The following is an 18,147-nucleotide window of genomic DNA, read 5'->3' on the forward strand; positions in this document are numbered from 1 at the left end:
GCTGAGTGCGTCAATCCAGCATTTTACGAATTACGTAATGTAATATGCCATCGTTCTGGTAGTAAGTCAGCTCGGTTGCCGTATCAATGCGACACCGGCATTCAAGCACTTCCGTTTTACCGTCTGCTCGCGTTAACGTCACCGGAACCGTTTTACCCGGCTGCAGGTTTTGCAGACCACTAATATCAATCTGCTCTTCCCCGGTCAGCCCCAGCGTTTTACGGGTGACGCCCTGCGGGAACTCTAGCGGCAGGATCCCCATCCCGATAAGATTCGAACGGTGAATACGCTCGAAAGATTCGGCAATGACCACGCGTACCCCAAGCAGGCGCGGACCTTTCGCTGCCCAGTCTCGACTGGAGCCGGAACCGTACTCTTTACCGGCAATCACCGCCAGCGGCGTGCCTTCCTGTTGGTATTTGACGGCGGCATCATAAATCGAAACCACTTCCGTGCCAGGTAAATGACGCGTCATGCCCCCTTCCACGCCTGGAACCATTTCGTTGCGGATGCGGATGTTGGCAAACGTCCCGCGCATCATCACTTCGTGGTTACCACGACGCGATCCGTAGGAGTTGAAGTCCCGGCGTTCCACCCCACGGCTTTGCAGATAGCGGCCTGCCGGACTGTCGGCTTTGATACTGCCCGCCGGCGAGATGTGGTCCGTGGTAACGGAATCGCCCAGCATCGCCAGAATACGCGCCCCGTGGATATCCTTAAGCGGAGCAGGTTCAGCCAGCATGTCATCGAAGAACGGTGACAGACGAATATAGGTCGAATCATCCTGCCAGTCATAGGTATCCGAGCCCACGACGTTAATTGTTTTCCATTCCGGTGTGCCTTCAAACACTTCCGCATACTCTTTGCGGAACATTTCGGTTGAGACCTTTTCAACGGCTCGCGCGATGTCGCGTGAAGACGGCCAGATATCTTTCAGGTAAACAGGCTCGTTCTTGCGATCGTGACCAATCGGGTCTGTCGTGAGATTGATATTCATGTTTCCCGCCAGCGCGTAAGCCACAACCAGCGGCGGCGAGGCCAGCCAGTTGGTTTTCACCAGCGGATGAATACGCCCTTCAAAGTTGCGGTTACCGGAAAGAACCGCACCCACGGTAAGATCGCCCTGCTTGATCGCCGTTTCAATCGGCTCAGGCAGCGGACCGGAGTTACCGATACAGGTAGTACATCCGTAACCCACGAGGTTAAAGCCCAGCTCGTCAAGGTACGGGGTGAGTTTTGCCTGCGCCAGGTAATCTGAAACCACTTTAGAGCCCGGGGCCAGCGAAGCCTTAACCCACGGCTGCGGTTTCAGTCCAAGCTCAACGGCTTTTTTGGCCAACAGTCCCGCGGCCATCAAAACGCTTGGGTTCGAGGTGTTGGTGCAGGAGGTGATAGCGGCAATAACCACCGCGCCATCCGGAAGTTGATACTGATGTCCGTTCAGGACATAGTCTATTGGACGGTGATCTTTTTTCGCGACATTGACTTCCAGTTCATTGCTGGCGGCAAAAGCTTTTGGCACGTCCGGTAACGCGACCCGATCCTGCGGGCGTTTTGGCCCGGCAAGGCTCGCCTCGACGCTTCCCATATCCAGCTCAAGCGTGCTGGTAAATACCGGCTCATCACCCGTGTTTCGCCACATCCCCTGCGCTTTAGTGTAGGCCTCGACCAGCGCGACCTGCTCTTCACTGCGACCACTCAGGCGCATATATTCCAACGTGACGTCATCAATGGGGAAGAAGCCACAGGTCGCGCCATATTCCGGCGCCATATTGGCGATAGTGGCGCGATCGGCCAGCGGCAGCGAATCCAGCCCGTCACCGTAGAATTCAACAAATTTACCCACCACGCCATGCTTACGCAGCATCTGGGTGACGGTCAACACCAGGTCGGTGGCGGTAATGCCTTCCGACAGCTTACCGGTGAGTTTGAAGCCCACCACATCAGGAATGAGCATCGACACCGGCTGACCAAGCATAGCCGCTTCCGCTTCAATACCCCCGACGCCCCACCCCAGCACACCGAGGCCGTTAATCATGGTGGTATGTGAATCCGTCCCGACCAGCGTATCCGGATAAGCCACCCACTCTTTATCCTGCAATTCACTCCAGACGGCTTTGCCCAGATATTCGAGGTTAACCTGATGGCAAATACCGGTTCCAGGCGGAACCACGCTAAAGCGGCTGAACGCCTGTTGCCCCCATTTCAGGAAAACATAGCGCTCGTGGTTACGTTCCATCTCCAGACGTACGTTTTCGCCAAAAGCATCATCATCACCGAAGTGGTCAACGGTCACGGAGTGGTCAATCACGAGGTCAACGGGAGAAAGCGGATTCACTTTTGCCGTATCGCCACCGAGGCGCTTAACGGCTTCGCGCATGGCGGCTAAATCAACCACGGCGGGAACACCGGTAAAGTCCTGCATCAGGACCCTCGCCGGGCGATAGGCTATTTCTCTGTCGGCATGGGCACTCTTCAGCCACCCCGCCAGCGCCTGGATATCCTCGAGGGTGACGGAATCGCCATCCTGCCAGCGTAAGAGGTTTTCCAGCAAAACTTTCAAGGACTTGGGTAAACGCGAAATGTCCCCAAGCGTTCTGGCAGCCAGTGGCAGGCTATAGTAATGCCAGGTTTTGTTTTCTGCCTGTAATGTGTCCTTACTGGCTTCGCGTAGGGTTAACGACATAAGCTCCTCCTTAATTACAGAGATGTCCTGACAATCATCAGGGCTGTAATTAAAGATAACACAAAGATGTCGTAACGTTTTGATAACAACCCGAATTGATAAATTTAGGAATGGTCCAGTGAAGTGCGAAAACAAAAAACCCCGCCGCAGCGAGGTTTTGGATTTACAGGAAGGCCAGCCAGATGAGCTGAGACCAGAACAGGATCGACACAGAAAAAACGCCGAGCCATGACCAGTATTTATGAGACATCATGTTATTCATCATAGGGTACACCAGGCATTATTTTTAAAAAGGCTCCGAGGTTTGCCCTCAGTTCTATATTGCTGATGTGTATTTATTAAAGAGTACAAAGGTGCAGAGTCTGTATTCAGACTATTTGCATCATTACGCAATTAACTAAATTATTGTTTTTTGGGTTCGTCTTCTGCGAACACATCAATAAAGGCTTGCTGCTGTGGCGTCAGTTTCCAGGACGCGGGGACAACGGTCGCAGGTGCTTTGCGTCCTTTGTGACCACTGTCACGATGCTGACACATCTGTTTTACCGTTTCTGTACGTACCGTCACTGCCATATTCAACCCCAATATTTCCAGGCAAGGAGAGCAACCACTACCCAAAACAGGGCGGAGACGAGAAAGACCGCCAGCCAGGCTTTACGCTTGAGCGCAGGATCCCTTTGCGGTTCTTCACTTCCTGAAGGCATTGCTAACCTCATACAATCGATATCGCTTATCATTTAGGACCAAACAATTGGTACAATTAATCATCTGTTGAGATAAATCCTAAAGAAACTTTAGCCGAAAAGCCAGTGAATTTACGCATCAATTGGTGGGAAATATTCAATCTTTTGACCAGAAATAAATAATTGAAAAGAAATATTTGCGTAGCCGTAAATTAGTTTCTACTTTTGTCGCCAATTCACGACATTAAAACCATACAGATTAAAAGGGTAATGACATTATATGGCAGGGAAAATGTAGATGATGATAATTATGATTTAGCTTTGAGGAGTTAATTCGGTATCTTTCCGTGAGGGAAAGATACCGGGAGTGATTATTTTGCCGGAAGTTTGATGTCTTTAAACATCTCTTCAATATCTTCATTTGAGCGTAATGCAACCGCCGTATCGACCACGTCACGCGTTAAATGCGGGGCAAAGCGTTGAATAAAATCATACATATAGCTGCGCAGGAAGGTGCTGCGACGGAAACCAATTTTGGTCGTGCTGTGGCTGAAAATATCGTGCGCATCAAGACGAACCAAATCCGGATCTGAAACCGGGTCGACGGCCATGCTGGCAATCACCCCAACGCCCAGGCCAAGCCGCACATAGGTTTTAATGACATCAGCATCCGTGGCGGTAAAGACAATGCGCGGCGTTAATCCCGCCCGGTTAAAGGCCGTATCAAGCTCAGAACGTCCGGTGAAGCCGAAGGTGTATGTCACTAAAGGATATTGCGCCAGCTCTTCAATAGTCACCGACCCTTTCCCCGCCAGCGGATGATCCGGGGTCACTACGATAGAACGGTTCCAGTGGTAGCACGGTAGCATAACCAGATCGTCATACAGGTGAAGCGCTTCTGTCGCGATGGCAAAGTCCGCGTTGCCCTTTGAAACCGCTTCAGCGATTTGCGTGGGCGAGCCCTGATGCATATGCAAAGAGACGCGCGGATAACGTTCTATAAAGCCCTTAATAACGCCTGGCAGCGCATAACGCGCCTGAGTATGCGTTGTGGCAATATAAAGCGAGCCTTTATCCGGCCAGGTATGTTCACCCGCCACGGACTTAATAGCGTCAACTTTGGAGAGGACTTCCCGGGCAATACGAATGATTTCCTGCCCGGCGGGTGTCACCTGCGTGAGGTGCTTACCGCTGCGAGCGAAAATCTGGATACCTAATTCGTCCTCCAGCATACGAACCTGTTTGCTGATGCCCGGTTGCGAGGTATATAACCCCTCAGCGGTAGAAGAGACGTTGAGGTTGTGATTCACCACCTCAACGATATAACGAAGCTGCTGTAATTTCATGCCAGACCATCCGATTTAGCGCACGCGGTCAATCGCTTAAGACGATTTGATAATAAGAAAAGGGTTAACTATAACCACTATATCATTTATAGCCTGACTGTATAGTACGGAACAAAAAATAATAACAAGGTAATAAAAAAGGGCCGGAAGTCCGGCCCTTTTACAGGTAAGTTACGGTAAGGGAAGATTATTTCTTGCCTTCAACCCATTTTCCGTCGACAAAGAAGGCGGACCAGCCGGTCGCTTTACCCTCTTTCTCAGCCGCAACGTACTGCTGTTTTGTTTTACGGCTAAAACGTACCACCGTTTTATTCCCTTCAGGATCCTGCTGTGGCGCATCGGCCAGATAACGCAGTTTCTCAGGCAGACGGTCGCGGAAGCGATGCAGCTCTTCCACCAGCGGCGCGCGGGTTTCACGCGATTTCGGGAAGGTGTTGGCCGCGAGGAAGACCCCGGCAGCACCGTCACGCAGCACGAAATAGGCGTCAGACTTCTCACACGGCAATTCTGGCAGCGGAACCGGATCTTCCTTCGGCGGCGCGACTTCACCGTTACGCAGAATCTTACGGGTGTTCTTACACTCGTCGTTGGTGCACGCCATGTATTTCCCGAAACGCCCCATTTTCAGGTGCATTTCCGAGCCACACTTCTCGCACTCAACGATAGGGCCGTCATAGCCTTTGATGCGGAACTCACCCTCTTCGATCTCATAACCATCACACGTTGGGTTATTCCCGCAGACGTGCAATTTACGTTTCGGATCGATCAGGTAGCTGTCCATCGCCGTGCCACATTTCTTACAACGACGTTTGGCACGCAGGGCATTGGTTTCTGCATCATCACCTTCCAGCACGTTAAGAACTTCGTTCTCAGGTACCAGGTTGATGGTGGTTTTGCAGCGCTCTTTCGGCGATAACGCATAGCCTGAGCAACCGAGGAAGACACCTGTTGTCGCAGTACGGATCCCCATCTTACGGCCACAGGTTGGGCAATCTATGCTGGTCAGTACCATCTGGTTAGGCAGCATGCCGCCCTCTTCAGGATCTTTCTCCGCTTTTTCAAGCTGGTTGGTAAAGTCGCTGAAGAAGCTGTCGAGCACTTTCTTCCATTCCGCCTGATGGCTGGCAACCTGGTCAAGGCTGTCTTCCATCTGTGCGGTAAAGTCGTAGTTCATTAACTCGCGGAAGTTGGCTTCCAGACGGTCGGTTACGATCTCACCCATTTTTTCAGCGTAGAAACGGCGGTTTTCAACACGCACATAGCCACGATCCTGAATGGTCGAAATGATTGACGCATAGGTTGACGGACGACCAATACCGCGTTTCTCCAGCTCTTTTACCAGCGATGCTTCGCTAAAGCGCGCAGGCGGCTTGGTAAAGTGCTGAGCTGGCACGAGGTCAACCAGAGAGAGTTCATCCCCTTTGTTCACCGCGGGCAGCGTTCGGTCTTCGTCGCCTTTTCGCAGTGCAGGCATGACCTTCGTCCAGCCGTCGAAACGCAGGATACGGCCACGCGCTTTCAGACGGAAATCACCCGCACCAACGGTAAGCGTAGTGGAATCATACTGCGCGGGTGTCATTTGACACGCGACGAACTGGCGCCAGATAAGCTGGTACAGCTTCTGGGCGTCGGCTTCCATATCCTTCAGGGATTCCGCTAACACAGAGACGTCAGAAGGACGAATGGCTTCGTGCGCTTCCTGTGAGTTCTCTTTGCTGGCGTACTGGTTAGCGCTTTCCGGCAGGTATTTCTTACCGAAATTATCACCGATATAGCCGCGCACCATGTTAACCGCATCCTGACTCAGGTTAGTCGAGTCAGTACGCATGTAGGTGATGTAACCCGCTTCATACAAGCGCTGGGCCATCATCATGGTTTTCTTCACACCATAACCCAGACGCGTGCTTGCGGCCTGTTGCAGCGTAGAAGTAATAAACGGTGCGCCAGGCTTACTGCTGGTCGGTTTATCTTCACGCTCCAGAACCTGATAGCGTGCTTTTTCCAGCAGCGCCACCGCGGCCATGGTCTGGTCACGGTTTTCAGGACGGAAAGGCTTGTCGTTCTGATGGCTCACCTGCAGCGGCAGAGCATCCCCGCCCGGCGTGGTGACATTCGCGTCGACTTCCCAGAACTCTTCTGGCACAAACGCTTTAATTTCGCGTTCACGTTCAACGACAAGACGCACGGCAACGGATTGCACACGGCCTGCGGACAGACCACGGGCAATCTTTTTCCACAGCAGTGGAGACACCATGTAGCCCACAACACGGTCCATAAAGCGACGTGCCTGCTGCGCGTTTACACGGTCAATGTTCAGTTCGCCCGGCTTTTCAAACGCCTGACGAATCGCATTCTTCGTAATTTCGTTAAACACTACACGGCTGTAGCGTTTGTCATCACCACCGATAACTTCCCGCAGGTGCCACGCAATGGCTTCCCCTTCGCGGTCAAGGTCGGTTGCGAGATAGATGTGGTCTGCTTTTTCAGCAAGCTGCTTCAGCTCATTAACGACTTTTTCTTTCCCGGGCAGCACTTCGTATTGTGCATCCCAGTTGTGCCATGGGTTAACACCCATGCGGTTGACAAGCGCGCTACGTTCATCCTTTTTAGGCTTTTTAGCCCCTTTGGTGGAGGTAGAGTCTGCGCTCTTTTTGCTGGCTGAGCCACTGGTCGGCAAATCGCGGATATGACCCACGCTGGACTTAACCACGTAGTCATTACCCAGATACTTATTGATCGTTTTGGCTTTTGCCGGGGACTCAACGATGACGAGAGCTTTACCCATATTCACCTTTACCTAATTTAATTCTTCCAGGAATACGCCGCACGTTGATTTCCCTTCCACTGACGACGCGTCATTGATATTGCGACTGCGTCAGGGGATATCAACCCCTTTGTCTTACCGAACGTCAGAGAAAAGACGCCCAGGTGATTGAGTTTTCGGGTATTTTTCTCACGCCTCATATGATTCGTGACGAATTACCGGTCGAATGTCAAGCAATTCTGTTGCCAGAATGACGAAAGCGCACACTCTACCTGATAAAATCCGTTACGCAACTTTATTAGCATGCAAAAGCAAATCACGCCAGCCAGGCTCCTGCGCCTTATCCCCTCAGATTACAGGGAAAATTTGCCCCCAAAGCGCCCTCGGCGTAGACTATTGTCACTGTTTAAGGAGTGGATTATGCACAATACGACCCAACCAATTGACCGAGTCTCTCTGCTTATCGAAGCAAACAAGCTTATCCGTGATCATGAAGATACTCTGGCGGGCATTGAAGCCACCGGCGTAGAACAGCGTAATGGCGTGCTGGTTTTCAGCGGCGAATACTTCCTTGACGAACAGGGGCTACCTACCCCGAAAAGCACCGCCGTGTTTAACATGTTTAAATACCTGGCGCATACGCTTTCAGAGAAATATCACCTGGTTGATTAATGCAAAACGCGAGGCCTGAGCCTCGCGTTTTTGTTTACAGCAACGGTTTTTGTCCGCGCTGTAGCCAGCGGAGCAACAGCCGATCGGCACTTTCTGCCGCACTGTTGGTAAAGCGATCGAGCAGACGCTTGCGCTGCGTAAAGCGCACGCCCACCAGCTCACGGCCATCCATCAGGTTCAGCAGCAGGTCATCGCTGGTGCCCACTTCATCTACCAGTCCTTTCTCCTGGGCCTGGATCCCGTACCAGTGCTCCCCCGTCGCGACCTGCTCAATATCGAGCGATGGGCGCATACGGTGCACAAAGTCTTTAAAGAGGTGGTGCGTTTCATTGAGATCTTCACGGAATTTCTGACGCCCCTCTTCCGTGTTTTCCCCCAGCAGCGTCAGAGTGCGTTTGTACTGCCCGGCCGTGTGCAGTTCAATGTCGATCTTTTTGTTTTTGAGGAAGCGGTTAAAGTTAGGGATTTGCGCAACCACACCGATTGAACCAATAATAGAAAACGGTGCCGCCACAATTTTATCCGCGACGCAGGCCATCATGTAGCCACCGCTCGCAGCGACTTTATCCACCGCAACGGTCAGCGGGATCTGTTTTTCACGCAGGCGCTGCAGCTGTGACGCAGCCAGTCCATAACCGTGTACCACACCGCCCGGGCTTTCAAGACGCACCACCACCTGATCCTGCGGTTTTGCCACGGCAAGAACGGCAGTGACCTCTTCGCGCAAAGAAGAAACTTCATGCGCATCCATGCTGCCTTTAAAGTCGAGCACATAGACGCGTGGCTTTGCCTCATCCTGCGGTGCATTGAGCTTTGCTTTCGCTTTTGCCGCTTTGGCTTCCTGTTTATGCTTTTTCTTCTGCGCTTTAAGCCACTGCTTCTGTTGATGGCTATCGAGCAGCGACAGAGACATATCTTCCTGCATCTCTTTATACTGCTCACTCAGGCGGGTAATGCGTAACTCCCCACGCTGACGCTTACGCTGCGTCAGGTTTACAATCAGAACGGCAATCACCGCAATGGCAATCACCACCGTTGCGATTTTGGCCAAAAACAACCCATACTGAGAAAGTAATTCCACGCGTTCCACCTTGTTTAACCACGATTCTTTCACGGCAGTGTACAACAGCCCTGCCCATGCGTCTCGCTCGTGACATTACCTCTGCGAGCCTGCTTCAGGAATCCCCTCATGGGGGTTTAAATATTTGCAAATTGTTAATTTTACAGTAATGCCTCCTGTAGACTGATTGAATTCTCATGCTAATTCGGGCATAAAGCCGAAAAGTCATAAAGAAGGCGTCATTGCGTCACTGCGCGCCAGAGGAGTCCCCGTGCATTATCAACCGCAAAAAAATCTGCTGCAAAATCGCATCATTCTGGTCACCGGTGCCAGCGACGGAATTGGTCGCGAGGCGGCCCTGACCTACGCTGACTATGGCGCGAGCGTTATTCTTATTGGTCGTAACGAAGAGAAACTGAAAAGCGTCGCGCAGGAAATAGAGGCGGCAGGCGGCATTCCGGCCCCGTGGTATACCCTCGATTTACTCACCTGCACGCCAGCAGTGTGCCAGGAGCTTGCTCACCGTATTAGCGCCCACTATCCGCGGCTGGACGGTGTCTTGCACAATGCGGGTTTGCTGGGAGAAGTCCGTCCTATGGATGAACAGGATCCCGATATCTGGCAGCAGGTGATGCAAGTCAACGTCAACGGTACGTTTTTCCTGACGCAGGCATTGCTTCCTTTATTACTTAAATCCGAGTCCGGCTCGCTGGTCTTTACCTCCTCAAGCGTAGGCCGCGAAGGTCGAGCCAACTGGGGGGCATATGCCGTCTCGAAATTCGCGACTGAAGGGATGATGCAGGTGCTGGCGGAAGAGTATCAAAGCCGCCATCTGCGCGTAAATTGCATTAACCCGGGAGGAACGCGCACCAAAATGCGCGCCAGCGCCTTCCCGTCGGAAGACCCGCAGAAACTGAAAACACCCGCAGACATTATGCCGCTCTATCTCTGGCTGATGGGCGACGACAGCCGTCGTAAAACGGGGATGACCTTCGATGCCCAGCCGGGCCGTAAACCAGGGATTTCGCAATGAGTGAAGAACGCCATCAACAACGCCAGCAGCGTCTGAAGGAACAGGTCGATGCGCGCGTTGCGGCCGCACAGGACGAGCGCGGGATAATTATCGTCTTTACCGGTAACGGCAAAGGTAAAACTACCGCGGCATTTGGCACCGCCACGCGTGCTGTCGGTCACGGGCAGAAAGTGGGCGTCATTCAGTTCATCAAAGGCGAATGGCCGAACGGCGAACGTAATCTGCTTGAACCGCATGGCGTTGAATTTCAGGTGATGGCGACAGGTTTCACATGGGATACGCAGAACCGGGAAACCGATACTGCAGCTTGTCTTGCAGTCTGGGAGCACGCCAAAAGAATGCTGGCAGACCCCGCCCTGAATATGGTTCTGCTGGATGAGATAACCTATATGGTGGCCTACGACTATCTCCCGCTGGATGCGGTACTGGAGGCGTTACAACAACGCCCGGCGCACCAGACGGTTATCGTCACGGGGCGTGGCTGTCATCGGGAAATACTGGAGCTTGCTGATACCGTCAGCGAACTGCGTCCGGTCAAACACGCATTTGACGCGGGAATCAAAGCGCAAATCGGTATTGATTACTAAGAAAAAAGCCCGGTGATCATCACCGGGCTTTTATGTTAACCGTTGTTGTTACGGCTGCCAGAGCGGCGGTTGCTGCTCACCTGGCTATGGCGTTTCACCGCACGACGAATCTGATTCGCCTTCATACGACGACGATCTTTTTCCACCGCCACTTTAGAGGTGGTTTCTGGCGTCAGGCCAACCAGTTCACGCAGGTAGTTAGTCTGTGTCAGATCCAGCTCGGTATAACCACCCCGTGGCAGACCTTTTGGCAGCAGGATGTCGCCATAACGGACACGGATCAGACGGCTCACCTGAACGCCTACCGCTTCCCAAAGACGACGCACTTCACGGTTACGGCCTTCAGTCAGGGTAACGTTGTACCACTGGTTAATGCCTTCGCCACCGGTAAATTTGATGGTTTTAAATGCCGCAGGACCGTCTTCCAGCTGAACGCCGCGTGACAGATCGCGCAGTTTATTCTCATCAACCTGGCCGAAGACACGCACGGCGTATTCGCGTTCCACTTCACGGCTAGGGTGCATCAGACGGTTTGCCAGTTCACCATCAGTGGTAAACAGCAGCAGGCCGCAGGTATTCACGTCCAGACGACCCACGGCAATCCAGCGAGCGCCGCGCAGTTTAGGCAGACGGTCAAACACCGTCGGGCGACCTTCAGGGTCGTTGCGCGTACACAGCTCGCCTTCTGGCTTGTAATACGCCAGCACACGGCAAATCTGCTCAGCGGACTCTTTCACGGAGATAAGATGACCGTCGATGCGGATCTTCAATCCCGGTACGATTTCTACGCGGTCACCCAGCGTGGCGATTTTACCGTCCACACTCACGCGACCCGCTTCAATAATGGCTTCGATTTCACGGCGTGAACCGTGGCCGGCACGCGCCAGCACTTTCTGTAACTTCTCGCTCATTGAGCTTCCTCAGGTGTCGCCTTCACAGGCGTCGAATCAGGTCAAAAGAGGGCTCAGCCCTGCTTTGATGGCCGCGTAGTATATCTGCTTACACCCTTACAAGAAAGGCTTAACATCACCCACGCCTTCACGAATTACTTCTGGCGCATCTTCGGTTAAGTCAACAACGGTGGTTGGCTGCTGACCAAGGTAGCCACCATGAATAATTAACTCGACCACCTTTTCCAGACGGTCTTTAATCTCTTCGGGATCGGATTCGGTGAACTCGCTGCCTGGCAACATTAAAGAGGTCGAAAGCATCGGCTCGCCGAGGGTTTCCAGCAGCGCCTGCGCAATCGGGTTGGACGGTACGCGCATCCCGATGGTTTTACGCTTTTCCTGTAACAGTCGGCGCGGCACTTCCTTGGTCCCTTTAAGAATAAAGGTGTAGTTGCCCGGCGTGTTATTTTTGATCAGACGAAACGCCACGTTATCGACATACGCGTAGGTCGACAGTTCAGAAAGATCGCGGCACATCAGGGTAAAGTTATGGCCGTCCGGCAGCTGACGAATGCGGCAAATGCGCTCCATCGCCCCTTTGTCTTCAATTTTACAGCCCAGCGCGTAGCCAGAATCGGTCGGGTAGACAATCACGCCGCCTTTGCGAACGATCTCCACGGCCTGATTAATTAAGCGTGGCTGCGGGTTATCCGGATGAATATAGAAAAACTGACTCATACTTCCCTCTCTTCAATTTTCTGCGGCTGTTCCCAGAGCTGCCAGACGGGCTCAACGCCTGCGGGCAACCAGAGCTTGCGTCCCAGCTCGATCCACGCACAGGGTTGATGGAAATCCGACCCTTGCGAACCCAGCAGACCGAACTGACGAGCGTAGGTCGCGAGCTGTGCACGCTCATTGGCCGCCTGCTGACACTGGGCGACTTCCATCGCCTCACCGCCACATTCGGCAAAGTGTGCCAGCAGTCTTTTCAGCCACTTAGCAGAAAGATTATACCGCCCCGGATGGGCGAGCACGGCCTTACCGCCAGAATGATGAATGACATCAATAGCTTGTTTTATTGTACACCACTGTGGCGGAACGTAACCGGTTTTCCCGCGTGCCAGATATTTTTTAAACACGTCCGCCATCGTTGTGGCTTTACCCGCCTCAACCAGAAAACGGGCAAAATGGCCGCGCGTCACCGCCCCACCGTTTGCCAGTTTCTGTGCACCTTCCAGCGCTCCGGGAATATGCGCTTTTTCCAGTCGCTCACCAATCATTTCGGCGCGTTCGTTGCGGCGCGATTTTTGTTCTTGCAAAAACGCACGCATTGCCGGATGTTCAATATCGATATTGAGGCCAACAATGTGAATTTCGTGATTTTCCCAGACTGTCGAAATTTCGACGCCGGGCACCAGATTCAGCGCCAGTCCGCTGCGGGCAATTTCGGCGCGCGCCGCGGGAATAGCATCTGTCGTATCGTGATCGGTTATCGCCAGCGTGCCGACACGCATTTCAACGGCGCGATGAACCAGGGCTTCGGGTGTCAGCAGGCCATCAGAGGCCTGAGTATGGCTGTGTAAATCATAAATTACGGCGTAGGTGGTATCGCTCAAAGCACTTCCCATAGCAGGTTAAAGACATCCGAAACCCCTATGATAACGGCTTGGCGCGAAATTCTGAAATCAAGGGTTGACAACTTGCCATCGAACCAGTTAACTAGTACGCAAGTTCACACGAGAAAGGTATCTGAAAATGACAGCACATTTCACTCTGCACGGTTGGTGGCGCACATCCTGATTATCGGGCAGTGTCACACGTCTGCAAAATGCAAACAGATACCCAGCCCGCGACTAAGCGGGCTTTTTTTTGAACAGAATAAATGAGAACAACATAATGCAAACAGCCAAACCACACCTCGAATTGCTGACCTGCGAGGCGGTCTATCGCCACAACCCAACCGCGCTGTTTCATCAGGTCTGCGGTGCGCGTCCGGCAACGTTGCTGCTGGAATCCGCGGATATTGACAGTAAAGACGATCTTAAGAGCCTGCTGCTGGTCGACAGCGCCTTGCGCATTACCGCGCTGGGTGACACTGTCACGATTAAGGCGCTCTCTGAGAACGGTGCCGCGCTGCTGCCACTGCTGGACGCCTCCCTCCCAGCGGGCATCGAGAATGAACGTCACCCGGAAGTGCGGGTACTGCATTTCCCGCCTGTCAGCCAACTGCTGGACGAAGATGCACGCCTCTGTTCTTTGTCAGTCTTCGATGCCTTCCGCCTGCTGCAAAACCTGGTCTCGGTACCAGAAGATGAACGCGAAGCGATGTTCTTTGGCGGGCTGTTTGCTTACGATCTGGTCGCCGGTTTCGAAGACCTGCCGGAAACCGAACAGGGCAACCGCTGCCCTGACTACTGCTTCTACCTGGCCGAAACCCTGCTGGTGATCGACCATCAGAAAAAATACACCCGTATTCAGGCGAGCCTGTTCACGCCATCCGTGACCGAGAAAACACGTCTTGAGCAGCGCATTGCTCAGCTGCAACAGCAAATGACCGAAGCGCCACCCGCACTGCCGGTTCAGCATGTAGAGAAGATGACCTGTGAGGTTAACCAGACCGACGATCAGTACGGTGCCGTGGTGCGTCAGATGCAAAAGGCGATTCGCGCCGGGGAAATTTTCCAGGTCGTCCCGTCCCGTCGTTTCTCACTGCCCTGCCCGTCGCCGCTGGCGGCCTATGACGTGCTGAAAAAGAGCAACCCAAGCCCGTATATGTTCTTTATGCAGGATAACGAGTTCACCCTGTTTGGTGCGTCACCGGAAAGCTCCCTGAAATACGACGCCACCAGCCGCCAGATCGAGATCTACCCGATTGCCGGTACACGTCCGCGCGGGCGTCGCGCCGATGGCTCTCTGGATCGCGATCTCGACAGCCGTATCGAACTGGAAATGCGCACCGACCACAAAGAGCTCTCCGAGCACCTGATGCTGGTTGACCTGGCGCGTAACGATCTGGCCCGCATTTGTACTCCCGGCAGCCGCTATGTGGCTGACTTAACGAAAGTCGACCGTTACTCCTTCGTGATGCACCTGGTCTCCCGCGTGGTGGGTGAACTGCGCAACGACCTCGACGTGCTGCACGCCTATCGCGCCTGCATGAACATGGGCACCCTGAGCGGTGCGCCGAAAGTCCGTGCGATGCAGCTTATCGCCGCCGCCGAAGGGCGCCGTCGCGGCAGCTATGGCGGTGCGGTGGGTTATTTCACCGCGCACGGTGACCTTGATACCTGCATCGTTATCCGCTCTGCCTATGTTGAAGACGGCATTGCCACCGTCCAGGCGGGCGCCGGGGTGGTTCTTGATTCTGTTCCGCAGTCTGAAGCTGACGAAACGCGCAATAAAGCTCGCGCGGTATTGCGCGCCATCGCTACCGCACACCATGCACAGGAGATTTTCTGATGGCTGACATTCTGCTGCTCGATAACATCGACTCCTTTACCTATAACCTGGCAGATCAGCTGCGTGCGAATGGTCACAACGTCGTTATCTATCGTAACCACGTACCGGCGCAAACCCTGATTGAGCGTCTGGCAACCATGCAAAACCCGGTGCTGATGCTCTCTCCTGGCCCCGGCGCCCCCAGTGAAGCGGGCTGTATGCCTGAACTGCTGACCCGTATGCGCGGCAAGTTGCCTATTATCGGCATCTGCCTCGGGCATCAGGCGATTGTTGAAGCCTATGGCGGATACGTCGGCCAGGCGGGTGAAATCCTGCACGGTAAAGCCTCCAGCATTGAACATGACGGTCAGGCGATGTTTGCCGGGCTGCCGAATCCGCTGCCGGTGGCGCGCTACCACTCGCTGGTCGGCAGCAACATCCCGGCAGGCCTGACCATTAACGCCTCGTTCGAAGGCATGGTGATGGCCGTACGTCACGATACCGATCGTGTCTGTGGGATGCAGTTCCATCCGGAGTCAATCCTCACCTCTCACGGCGCGCGTCTGCTGGAACAGACCCTGGACTGGGCGCTGCAGAAACTGGAACAGACCAACACCCTGCAACCTGTTCTGGAAAAATTGTACCAGGCACAGACCCTGAGCCAGCAGGAGAGCCACCAGCTCTTCTCCGCCGTGGTTCGTGGTGAACTGAAGCCTGAACAACTGGCGGCCGCGCTGGTGAGCATGAAAGTTCGCGGTGAAAGCCCGCAGGAAATTGCCGGTGCGGCAACGGCGCTGCTGGAAAATGCCGCCCCGTTCCCGCGCCCGGACTACATGTTTGCGGATATCGTCGGTACCGGTGGTGACGGCAGCAACAGCATCAATATCTCCACCGCCAGCGCCTTCGTGGCGGCTGCCTGTGGTTTGAAAGTGGCAAAGCACGGTAACCGCAGCGTCTCCAGCCGGTCGGGATCGTCGGACCTGCTGGCCGCATTCGGCATCAATCTCGAGATGAACGCCGAACGTTCGCGTGAAGCCCTGGACGACCTGGGCGTCTGCTTCCTGTTTGCGCCGAAATATCACACCGGTTTCCGCCATGCGATGCCGGTTCGCCAGCAGCTTAAAACCCGCACGCTGTTTAACGTGCTCGGCCCGCTGATCAACCCGGCCCATCCGCCGCTGGCGCTGATTGGCGTCTACAGCCCGGAGCTGGTTCTGCCGATTGCAGAGACCCTGCGCGTGTTGGGTTATCAACGTGCCGCGGTGGTTCACAGTGGGGGAATGGATGAAGTGTCGCTGCATGCGCCAACGCTGGTGGCCGAACTTCGCGACGGTGAAATCCTGAGCTATCAGCTGGAGGCGAGCGACTTTGGTTTAACGCCTTACCATCAGGAAGCGCTGGCGGGCGGCACGCCTGAAGAAAACCGTGACATTCTGACGCGCTTATTACAAGGTAAAGGTGAGGTCGCCCACGAGGCCGCCGTGGCTGCCAACGTCGCGATGCTGATGCGTTTGCACGGCGAGGAAGACCTCAAAGCCAACGCACAAAAAGTTCTGAACGTACTGCGCTCAGGTGCAGCTTACGATCGCGTTACCGCACTTGCGGCAAGAGGGTAAAGAATGCAGACCGTTTTAGCGAAAATCGTTGCCGATAAGGCCATCTGGGTGGAAGCACGTAAAGCACAGCAGCCGCTGGCCAGCTTCCAGAATGACGTTGTCCCGAGCAGCCGTCGTTTCTATGATGCTCTGCAGGGCGCACGCACCGCGTTTATTCTTGAGTGCAAAAAAGCGTCTCCGTCGAAAGGCGTTATCCGTGACGATTTCGATCCGGCGCGAATTGCCGGTATCTACAAACATCATGCGTCAGCTATCTCCGTGCTGACGGATGAGAAGTATTTCCAGGGCAGCTTCGATTTCCTGCCCGTTGTCAGCGGGATCGCGCCACAACCGATCCTGTGCAAAGACTTTATTATCGACCCGTATCAGATCTGGCTGGCACGCTTTTACCAGGCCGATGCCTGCCTGCTGATGCTCTCAGTGCTGGATGACGAACAGTATCGCCAGCTCGCTGCAGTCGCGCACAGTCTGAACATGGGCGTGCTGACCGAAGTGAGCAACGAAGAGGAGCTGGAACGCGCCATTGCGCTGAAAGCCAAAGTGGTCGGCATCAACAACCGCGATCTGCGTGACCTGTCGATTGACCTGAACCGCACGCGCCAGCTGGCGCCGCGTCTGGGCTCTGGCGTCACCGTGATCAGTGAATCCGGTATTAACAGCTACGCACAGGTCCGCGAATTGAGCCATTTCGCCAACGGTTTCCTGATTGGTTCTGCAATGATGGAACATGACGATCTCAACGCCGCGGTGCGCCGCGTACTCTTGGGTGAAAACAAAGTGTGCGGCTTAACCCGTGAAGAGGATGCCCTGGCTGCGTATGAAGCCGGTGCGATTTACGGCGGGCTGATTTTTGTCGCCTCCTCCCCGCGCGTGGTGACCGAAGCGCAGGCGCGTCAGGTGATGACGGCAGCGCCACTCAGCTATGTGGGGGTCTTTCGCAACGCGGATATCGCCGACGTGGTAGCCAAAGCCGAAGCGTTATCTCTGCATGCGGTACAGCTTCATGGCAACGAAGATCAGGCCTATATCGATGCCCTGCGCAGCGCGCTTGCACCTCAGGTGCAAATCTGGAAAGCGCAGAGCGTGGGCGACAGGTTGCCTGAGCGTAACCTGAATCATGTTGATAAATACGTACTCGATAACGGCCAGGGCGGCACGGGACAGCGTTTTGACTGGTCCCTGTTGCACGGCGAAGTGCTGGACAATGTTTTGCTGGCGGGTGGACTTAGCCCGGATAACTGCGTGGAAGCCGCCAAAGCGGGCTGCGCGGGCCTCGATTTCAATTCAGGCGTAGAGTCGCAACCGGGCATCAAAGATGCCAGTAAGCTGGCCTCGGTATTTAAAACTCTGCGTGCATATTAAGGAAGAGAAG

General features: G+C 54.1%; 17 protein-coding genes and 1 other annotated feature. Of the genes, 7 read left to right on the plus strand and 10 right to left on the minus strand.

The window, feature by feature from the left end; genetic code table 11:
• Window positions 1-10 precede the first annotated feature (10 nt).
• From acnA to topA, 6 genes are all read right to left on the minus strand, one after another.
• Entirely contained in the window at window positions 11-2,686 is a 2,676-nt protein-coding gene (gene acnA / locus QMG44_RS08775; protein ID WP_086532444.1) for an aconitate hydratase AcnA, read from the minus strand.
• A gap of 163 nt (window positions 2,687-2,849) precedes the next feature.
• On the minus strand, window positions 2,850-2,948 hold the full coding sequence (gene ymiC / locus QMG44_RS08780) for a small membrane protein YmiC (RefSeq protein ID WP_032669830.1): 99 nt from the start codon (window positions 2,946-2,948) through the stop codon (window positions 2,850-2,852).
• Window positions 2,949-3,088: 140 nt separating this feature from the next.
• Window positions 3,089-3,259 carry a hypothetical protein gene (locus tag QMG44_RS08785; protein ID WP_032669764.1) on the minus strand — a complete coding sequence of 57 codons (171 nt, stop codon included), beginning with the start codon at window positions 3,257-3,259 and terminating at the stop codon, window positions 3,089-3,091.
• A 2-nt stretch (window positions 3,260-3,261) separates the two neighbouring features.
• Window positions 3,262-3,402 (minus strand): YmiA family putative membrane protein, encoded by a 141-nt coding sequence (locus QMG44_RS08790; protein ID WP_214579162.1) that lies wholly within the window; start codon window positions 3,400-3,402, stop codon window positions 3,262-3,264.
• Window positions 3,403-3,740: 338 nt separating this feature from the next.
• On the minus strand, window positions 3,741-4,715 hold the full coding sequence (gene cysB, locus QMG44_RS08795; RefSeq protein ID WP_006175683.1) for an HTH-type transcriptional regulator CysB: 975 nt from the start codon (window positions 4,713-4,715) through the stop codon (window positions 3,741-3,743).
• 187 nt (window positions 4,716-4,902) lie between these two features.
• Window positions 4,903-7,500, minus strand: a complete 2,598-nt coding sequence (gene topA, locus QMG44_RS08800) for a type I DNA topoisomerase (RefSeq protein ID WP_020882439.1) — start codon at window positions 7,498-7,500, stop codon at window positions 4,903-4,905.
• Between the two features lie 399 nt (window positions 7,501-7,899).
• Between topA and QMG44_RS08805 the strand changes: the two genes are divergently transcribed.
• On the plus strand, window positions 7,900-8,151 hold the full coding sequence (locus QMG44_RS08805; protein ID WP_020882438.1) for a YciN family protein: 252 nt from the start codon (window positions 7,900-7,902) through the stop codon (window positions 8,149-8,151).
• A gap of 34 nt (window positions 8,152-8,185) precedes the next feature.
• Here QMG44_RS08805 and sohB read toward each other — a convergent pair whose 3' ends face one another.
• The gene (gene sohB / locus QMG44_RS08810; RefSeq protein ID WP_086532925.1) at window positions 8,186-9,232 is read right to left on the minus strand and encodes a protease SohB; all 1,047 of its coding nucleotides are present in this window, start codon (window positions 9,230-9,232) and stop codon (window positions 8,186-8,188) included.
• Between the two features lie 250 nt (window positions 9,233-9,482).
• Here sohB and QMG44_RS08815 point away from each other — a divergent pair, with 250 nt between their 5' ends.
• Both QMG44_RS08815 and cobO read left to right on the plus strand, forming a co-directional pair.
• Window positions 9,483-10,244: a YciK family oxidoreductase gene (locus QMG44_RS08815; RefSeq protein WP_020882436.1), complete on the plus strand. Its 762-nt coding sequence runs from the start codon at window positions 9,483-9,485 to the stop codon at window positions 10,242-10,244.
• Entirely contained in the window at window positions 10,241-10,831 is a 591-nt protein-coding gene (cobO, locus tag QMG44_RS08820; protein WP_020882435.1) for a cob(I)yrinic acid a,c-diamide adenosyltransferase, read from the plus strand. The genes QMG44_RS08815 and cobO overlap by 4 nt, the downstream gene beginning before the upstream one ends.
• Before the next feature lie 35 nt (window positions 10,832-10,866).
• Here cobO and rluB read toward each other — a convergent pair whose 3' ends face one another.
• The 3 genes from rluB to rnm all read right to left on the minus strand — a co-directional run bounded on the left by rluB (window position 10,867) and on the right by rnm (window position 13,349).
• Window positions 10,867-11,742 (minus strand): 23S rRNA pseudouridine(2605) synthase RluB, encoded by an 876-nt coding sequence (gene rluB, locus QMG44_RS08825; protein ID WP_008502809.1) that lies wholly within the window; start codon window positions 11,740-11,742, stop codon window positions 10,867-10,869.
• Window positions 11,743-11,838: 96 nt separating this feature from the next.
• Window positions 11,839-12,459 (minus strand): L-threonylcarbamoyladenylate synthase, encoded by a 621-nt coding sequence (locus tag QMG44_RS08830; RefSeq protein WP_003856793.1) that lies wholly within the window; start codon window positions 12,457-12,459, stop codon window positions 11,839-11,841.
• On the minus strand, window positions 12,456-13,349 hold the full coding sequence (gene rnm, locus QMG44_RS08835; protein ID WP_123266838.1) for an RNase RNM: 894 nt from the start codon (window positions 13,347-13,349) through the stop codon (window positions 12,456-12,458). The genes QMG44_RS08830 and rnm overlap by 4 nt, the downstream gene beginning before the upstream one ends.
• Window positions 13,350-13,476: 127 nt before the next feature.
• On the opposite strand from rnm, the gene trpL reads away from it, so the two are divergent.
• The 4 genes from trpL (at window position 13,477) to trpCF (ending at window position 18,137) form a co-directional block, all read left to right on the plus strand.
• Window positions 13,477-13,521 carry a trp operon leader peptide gene (gene trpL, locus QMG44_RS24295; RefSeq protein ID WP_106993556.1) on the plus strand — a complete coding sequence of 15 codons (45 nt, stop codon included), beginning with the start codon at window positions 13,477-13,479 and terminating at the stop codon, window positions 13,519-13,521.
• Window positions 13,498-13,592 (plus strand) — a sequence feature (Trp leader region). (Overlaps the previous gene by 24 nt.)
• A 25-nt stretch (window positions 13,593-13,617) precedes the next feature.
• Window positions 13,618-15,180: an anthranilate synthase component 1 gene (locus QMG44_RS08840; protein ID WP_025203978.1), complete on the plus strand. Its 1,563-nt coding sequence runs from the start codon at window positions 13,618-13,620 to the stop codon at window positions 15,178-15,180.
• Complete coding sequence (trpD, locus tag QMG44_RS08845) at window positions 15,180-16,775, plus strand: bifunctional anthranilate synthase glutamate amidotransferase component TrpG/anthranilate phosphoribosyltransferase TrpD (RefSeq protein ID WP_014170382.1); 1,596 nt, start codon at window positions 15,180-15,182, stop codon at window positions 16,773-16,775. The genes QMG44_RS08840 and trpD overlap by 1 nt, the downstream gene beginning before the upstream one ends.
• Before the next feature lie 3 nt (window positions 16,776-16,778).
• Window positions 16,779-18,137: a bifunctional indole-3-glycerol-phosphate synthase TrpC/phosphoribosylanthranilate isomerase TrpF gene (gene trpCF, locus QMG44_RS08850; protein WP_014170383.1), complete on the plus strand. Its 1,359-nt coding sequence runs from the start codon at window positions 16,779-16,781 to the stop codon at window positions 18,135-18,137.
• Window positions 18,138-18,147 lie beyond the last annotated feature (10 nt).

It is taken from the genome of Enterobacter sp. 200527-13 (assembly GCF_027924865.1).
GTDB lineage: Bacteria > Pseudomonadota > Gammaproteobacteria > Enterobacterales > Enterobacteriaceae > Enterobacter > Enterobacter ludwigii.

Coding starts and splice junctions, on each gene's coding strand:
- acnA (WP_086532444.1), bottom strand. CDS start 2,686: ATGTCGTTAACCCTACGCGAAGCCAGTAAGGACACATTACAGGCAGAA.
- ymiC (WP_032669830.1), bottom strand. CDS start 2,948: ATGAATAACATGATGTCTCATAAATACTGGTCATGGCTCGGCGTTTTT.
- QMG44_RS08785 (WP_032669764.1), bottom strand. CDS start 3,259: ATGGCAGTGACGGTACGTACAGAAACGGTAAAACAGATGTGTCAGCAT.
- QMG44_RS08790 (WP_214579162.1), bottom strand. CDS start 3,402: ATGAGGTTAGCAATGCCTTCAGGAAGTGAAGAACCGCAAAGGGATCCT.
- cysB (WP_006175683.1), bottom strand. CDS start 4,715: ATGAAATTACAGCAGCTTCGTTATATCGTTGAGGTGGTGAATCACAAC.
- topA (WP_020882439.1), bottom strand. CDS start 7,500: ATGGGTAAAGCTCTCGTCATCGTTGAGTCCCCGGCAAAAGCCAAAACG.
- QMG44_RS08805 (WP_020882438.1), top strand. CDS start 7,900: ATGCACAATACGACCCAACCAATTGACCGAGTCTCTCTGCTTATCGAA.
- cobO (WP_020882435.1), top strand. CDS start 10,241: ATGAGTGAAGAACGCCATCAACAACGCCAGCAGCGTCTGAAGGAACAG.
- rluB (WP_008502809.1), bottom strand. CDS start 11,742: ATGAGCGAGAAGTTACAGAAAGTGCTGGCGCGTGCCGGCCACGGTTCA.
- QMG44_RS08830 (WP_003856793.1), bottom strand. CDS start 12,459: ATGAGTCAGTTTTTCTATATTCATCCGGATAACCCGCAGCCACGCTTA.
- rnm (WP_123266838.1), bottom strand. CDS start 13,349: ATGGGAAGTGCTTTGAGCGATACCACCTACGCCGTAATTTATGATTTA.
- QMG44_RS08840 (WP_025203978.1), top strand. CDS start 13,618: ATGCAAACAGCCAAACCACACCTCGAATTGCTGACCTGCGAGGCGGTC.
- trpD (WP_014170382.1), top strand. CDS start 15,180: ATGGCTGACATTCTGCTGCTCGATAACATCGACTCCTTTACCTATAAC.
- trpCF (WP_014170383.1), top strand. CDS start 16,779: ATGCAGACCGTTTTAGCGAAAATCGTTGCCGATAAGGCCATCTGGGTG.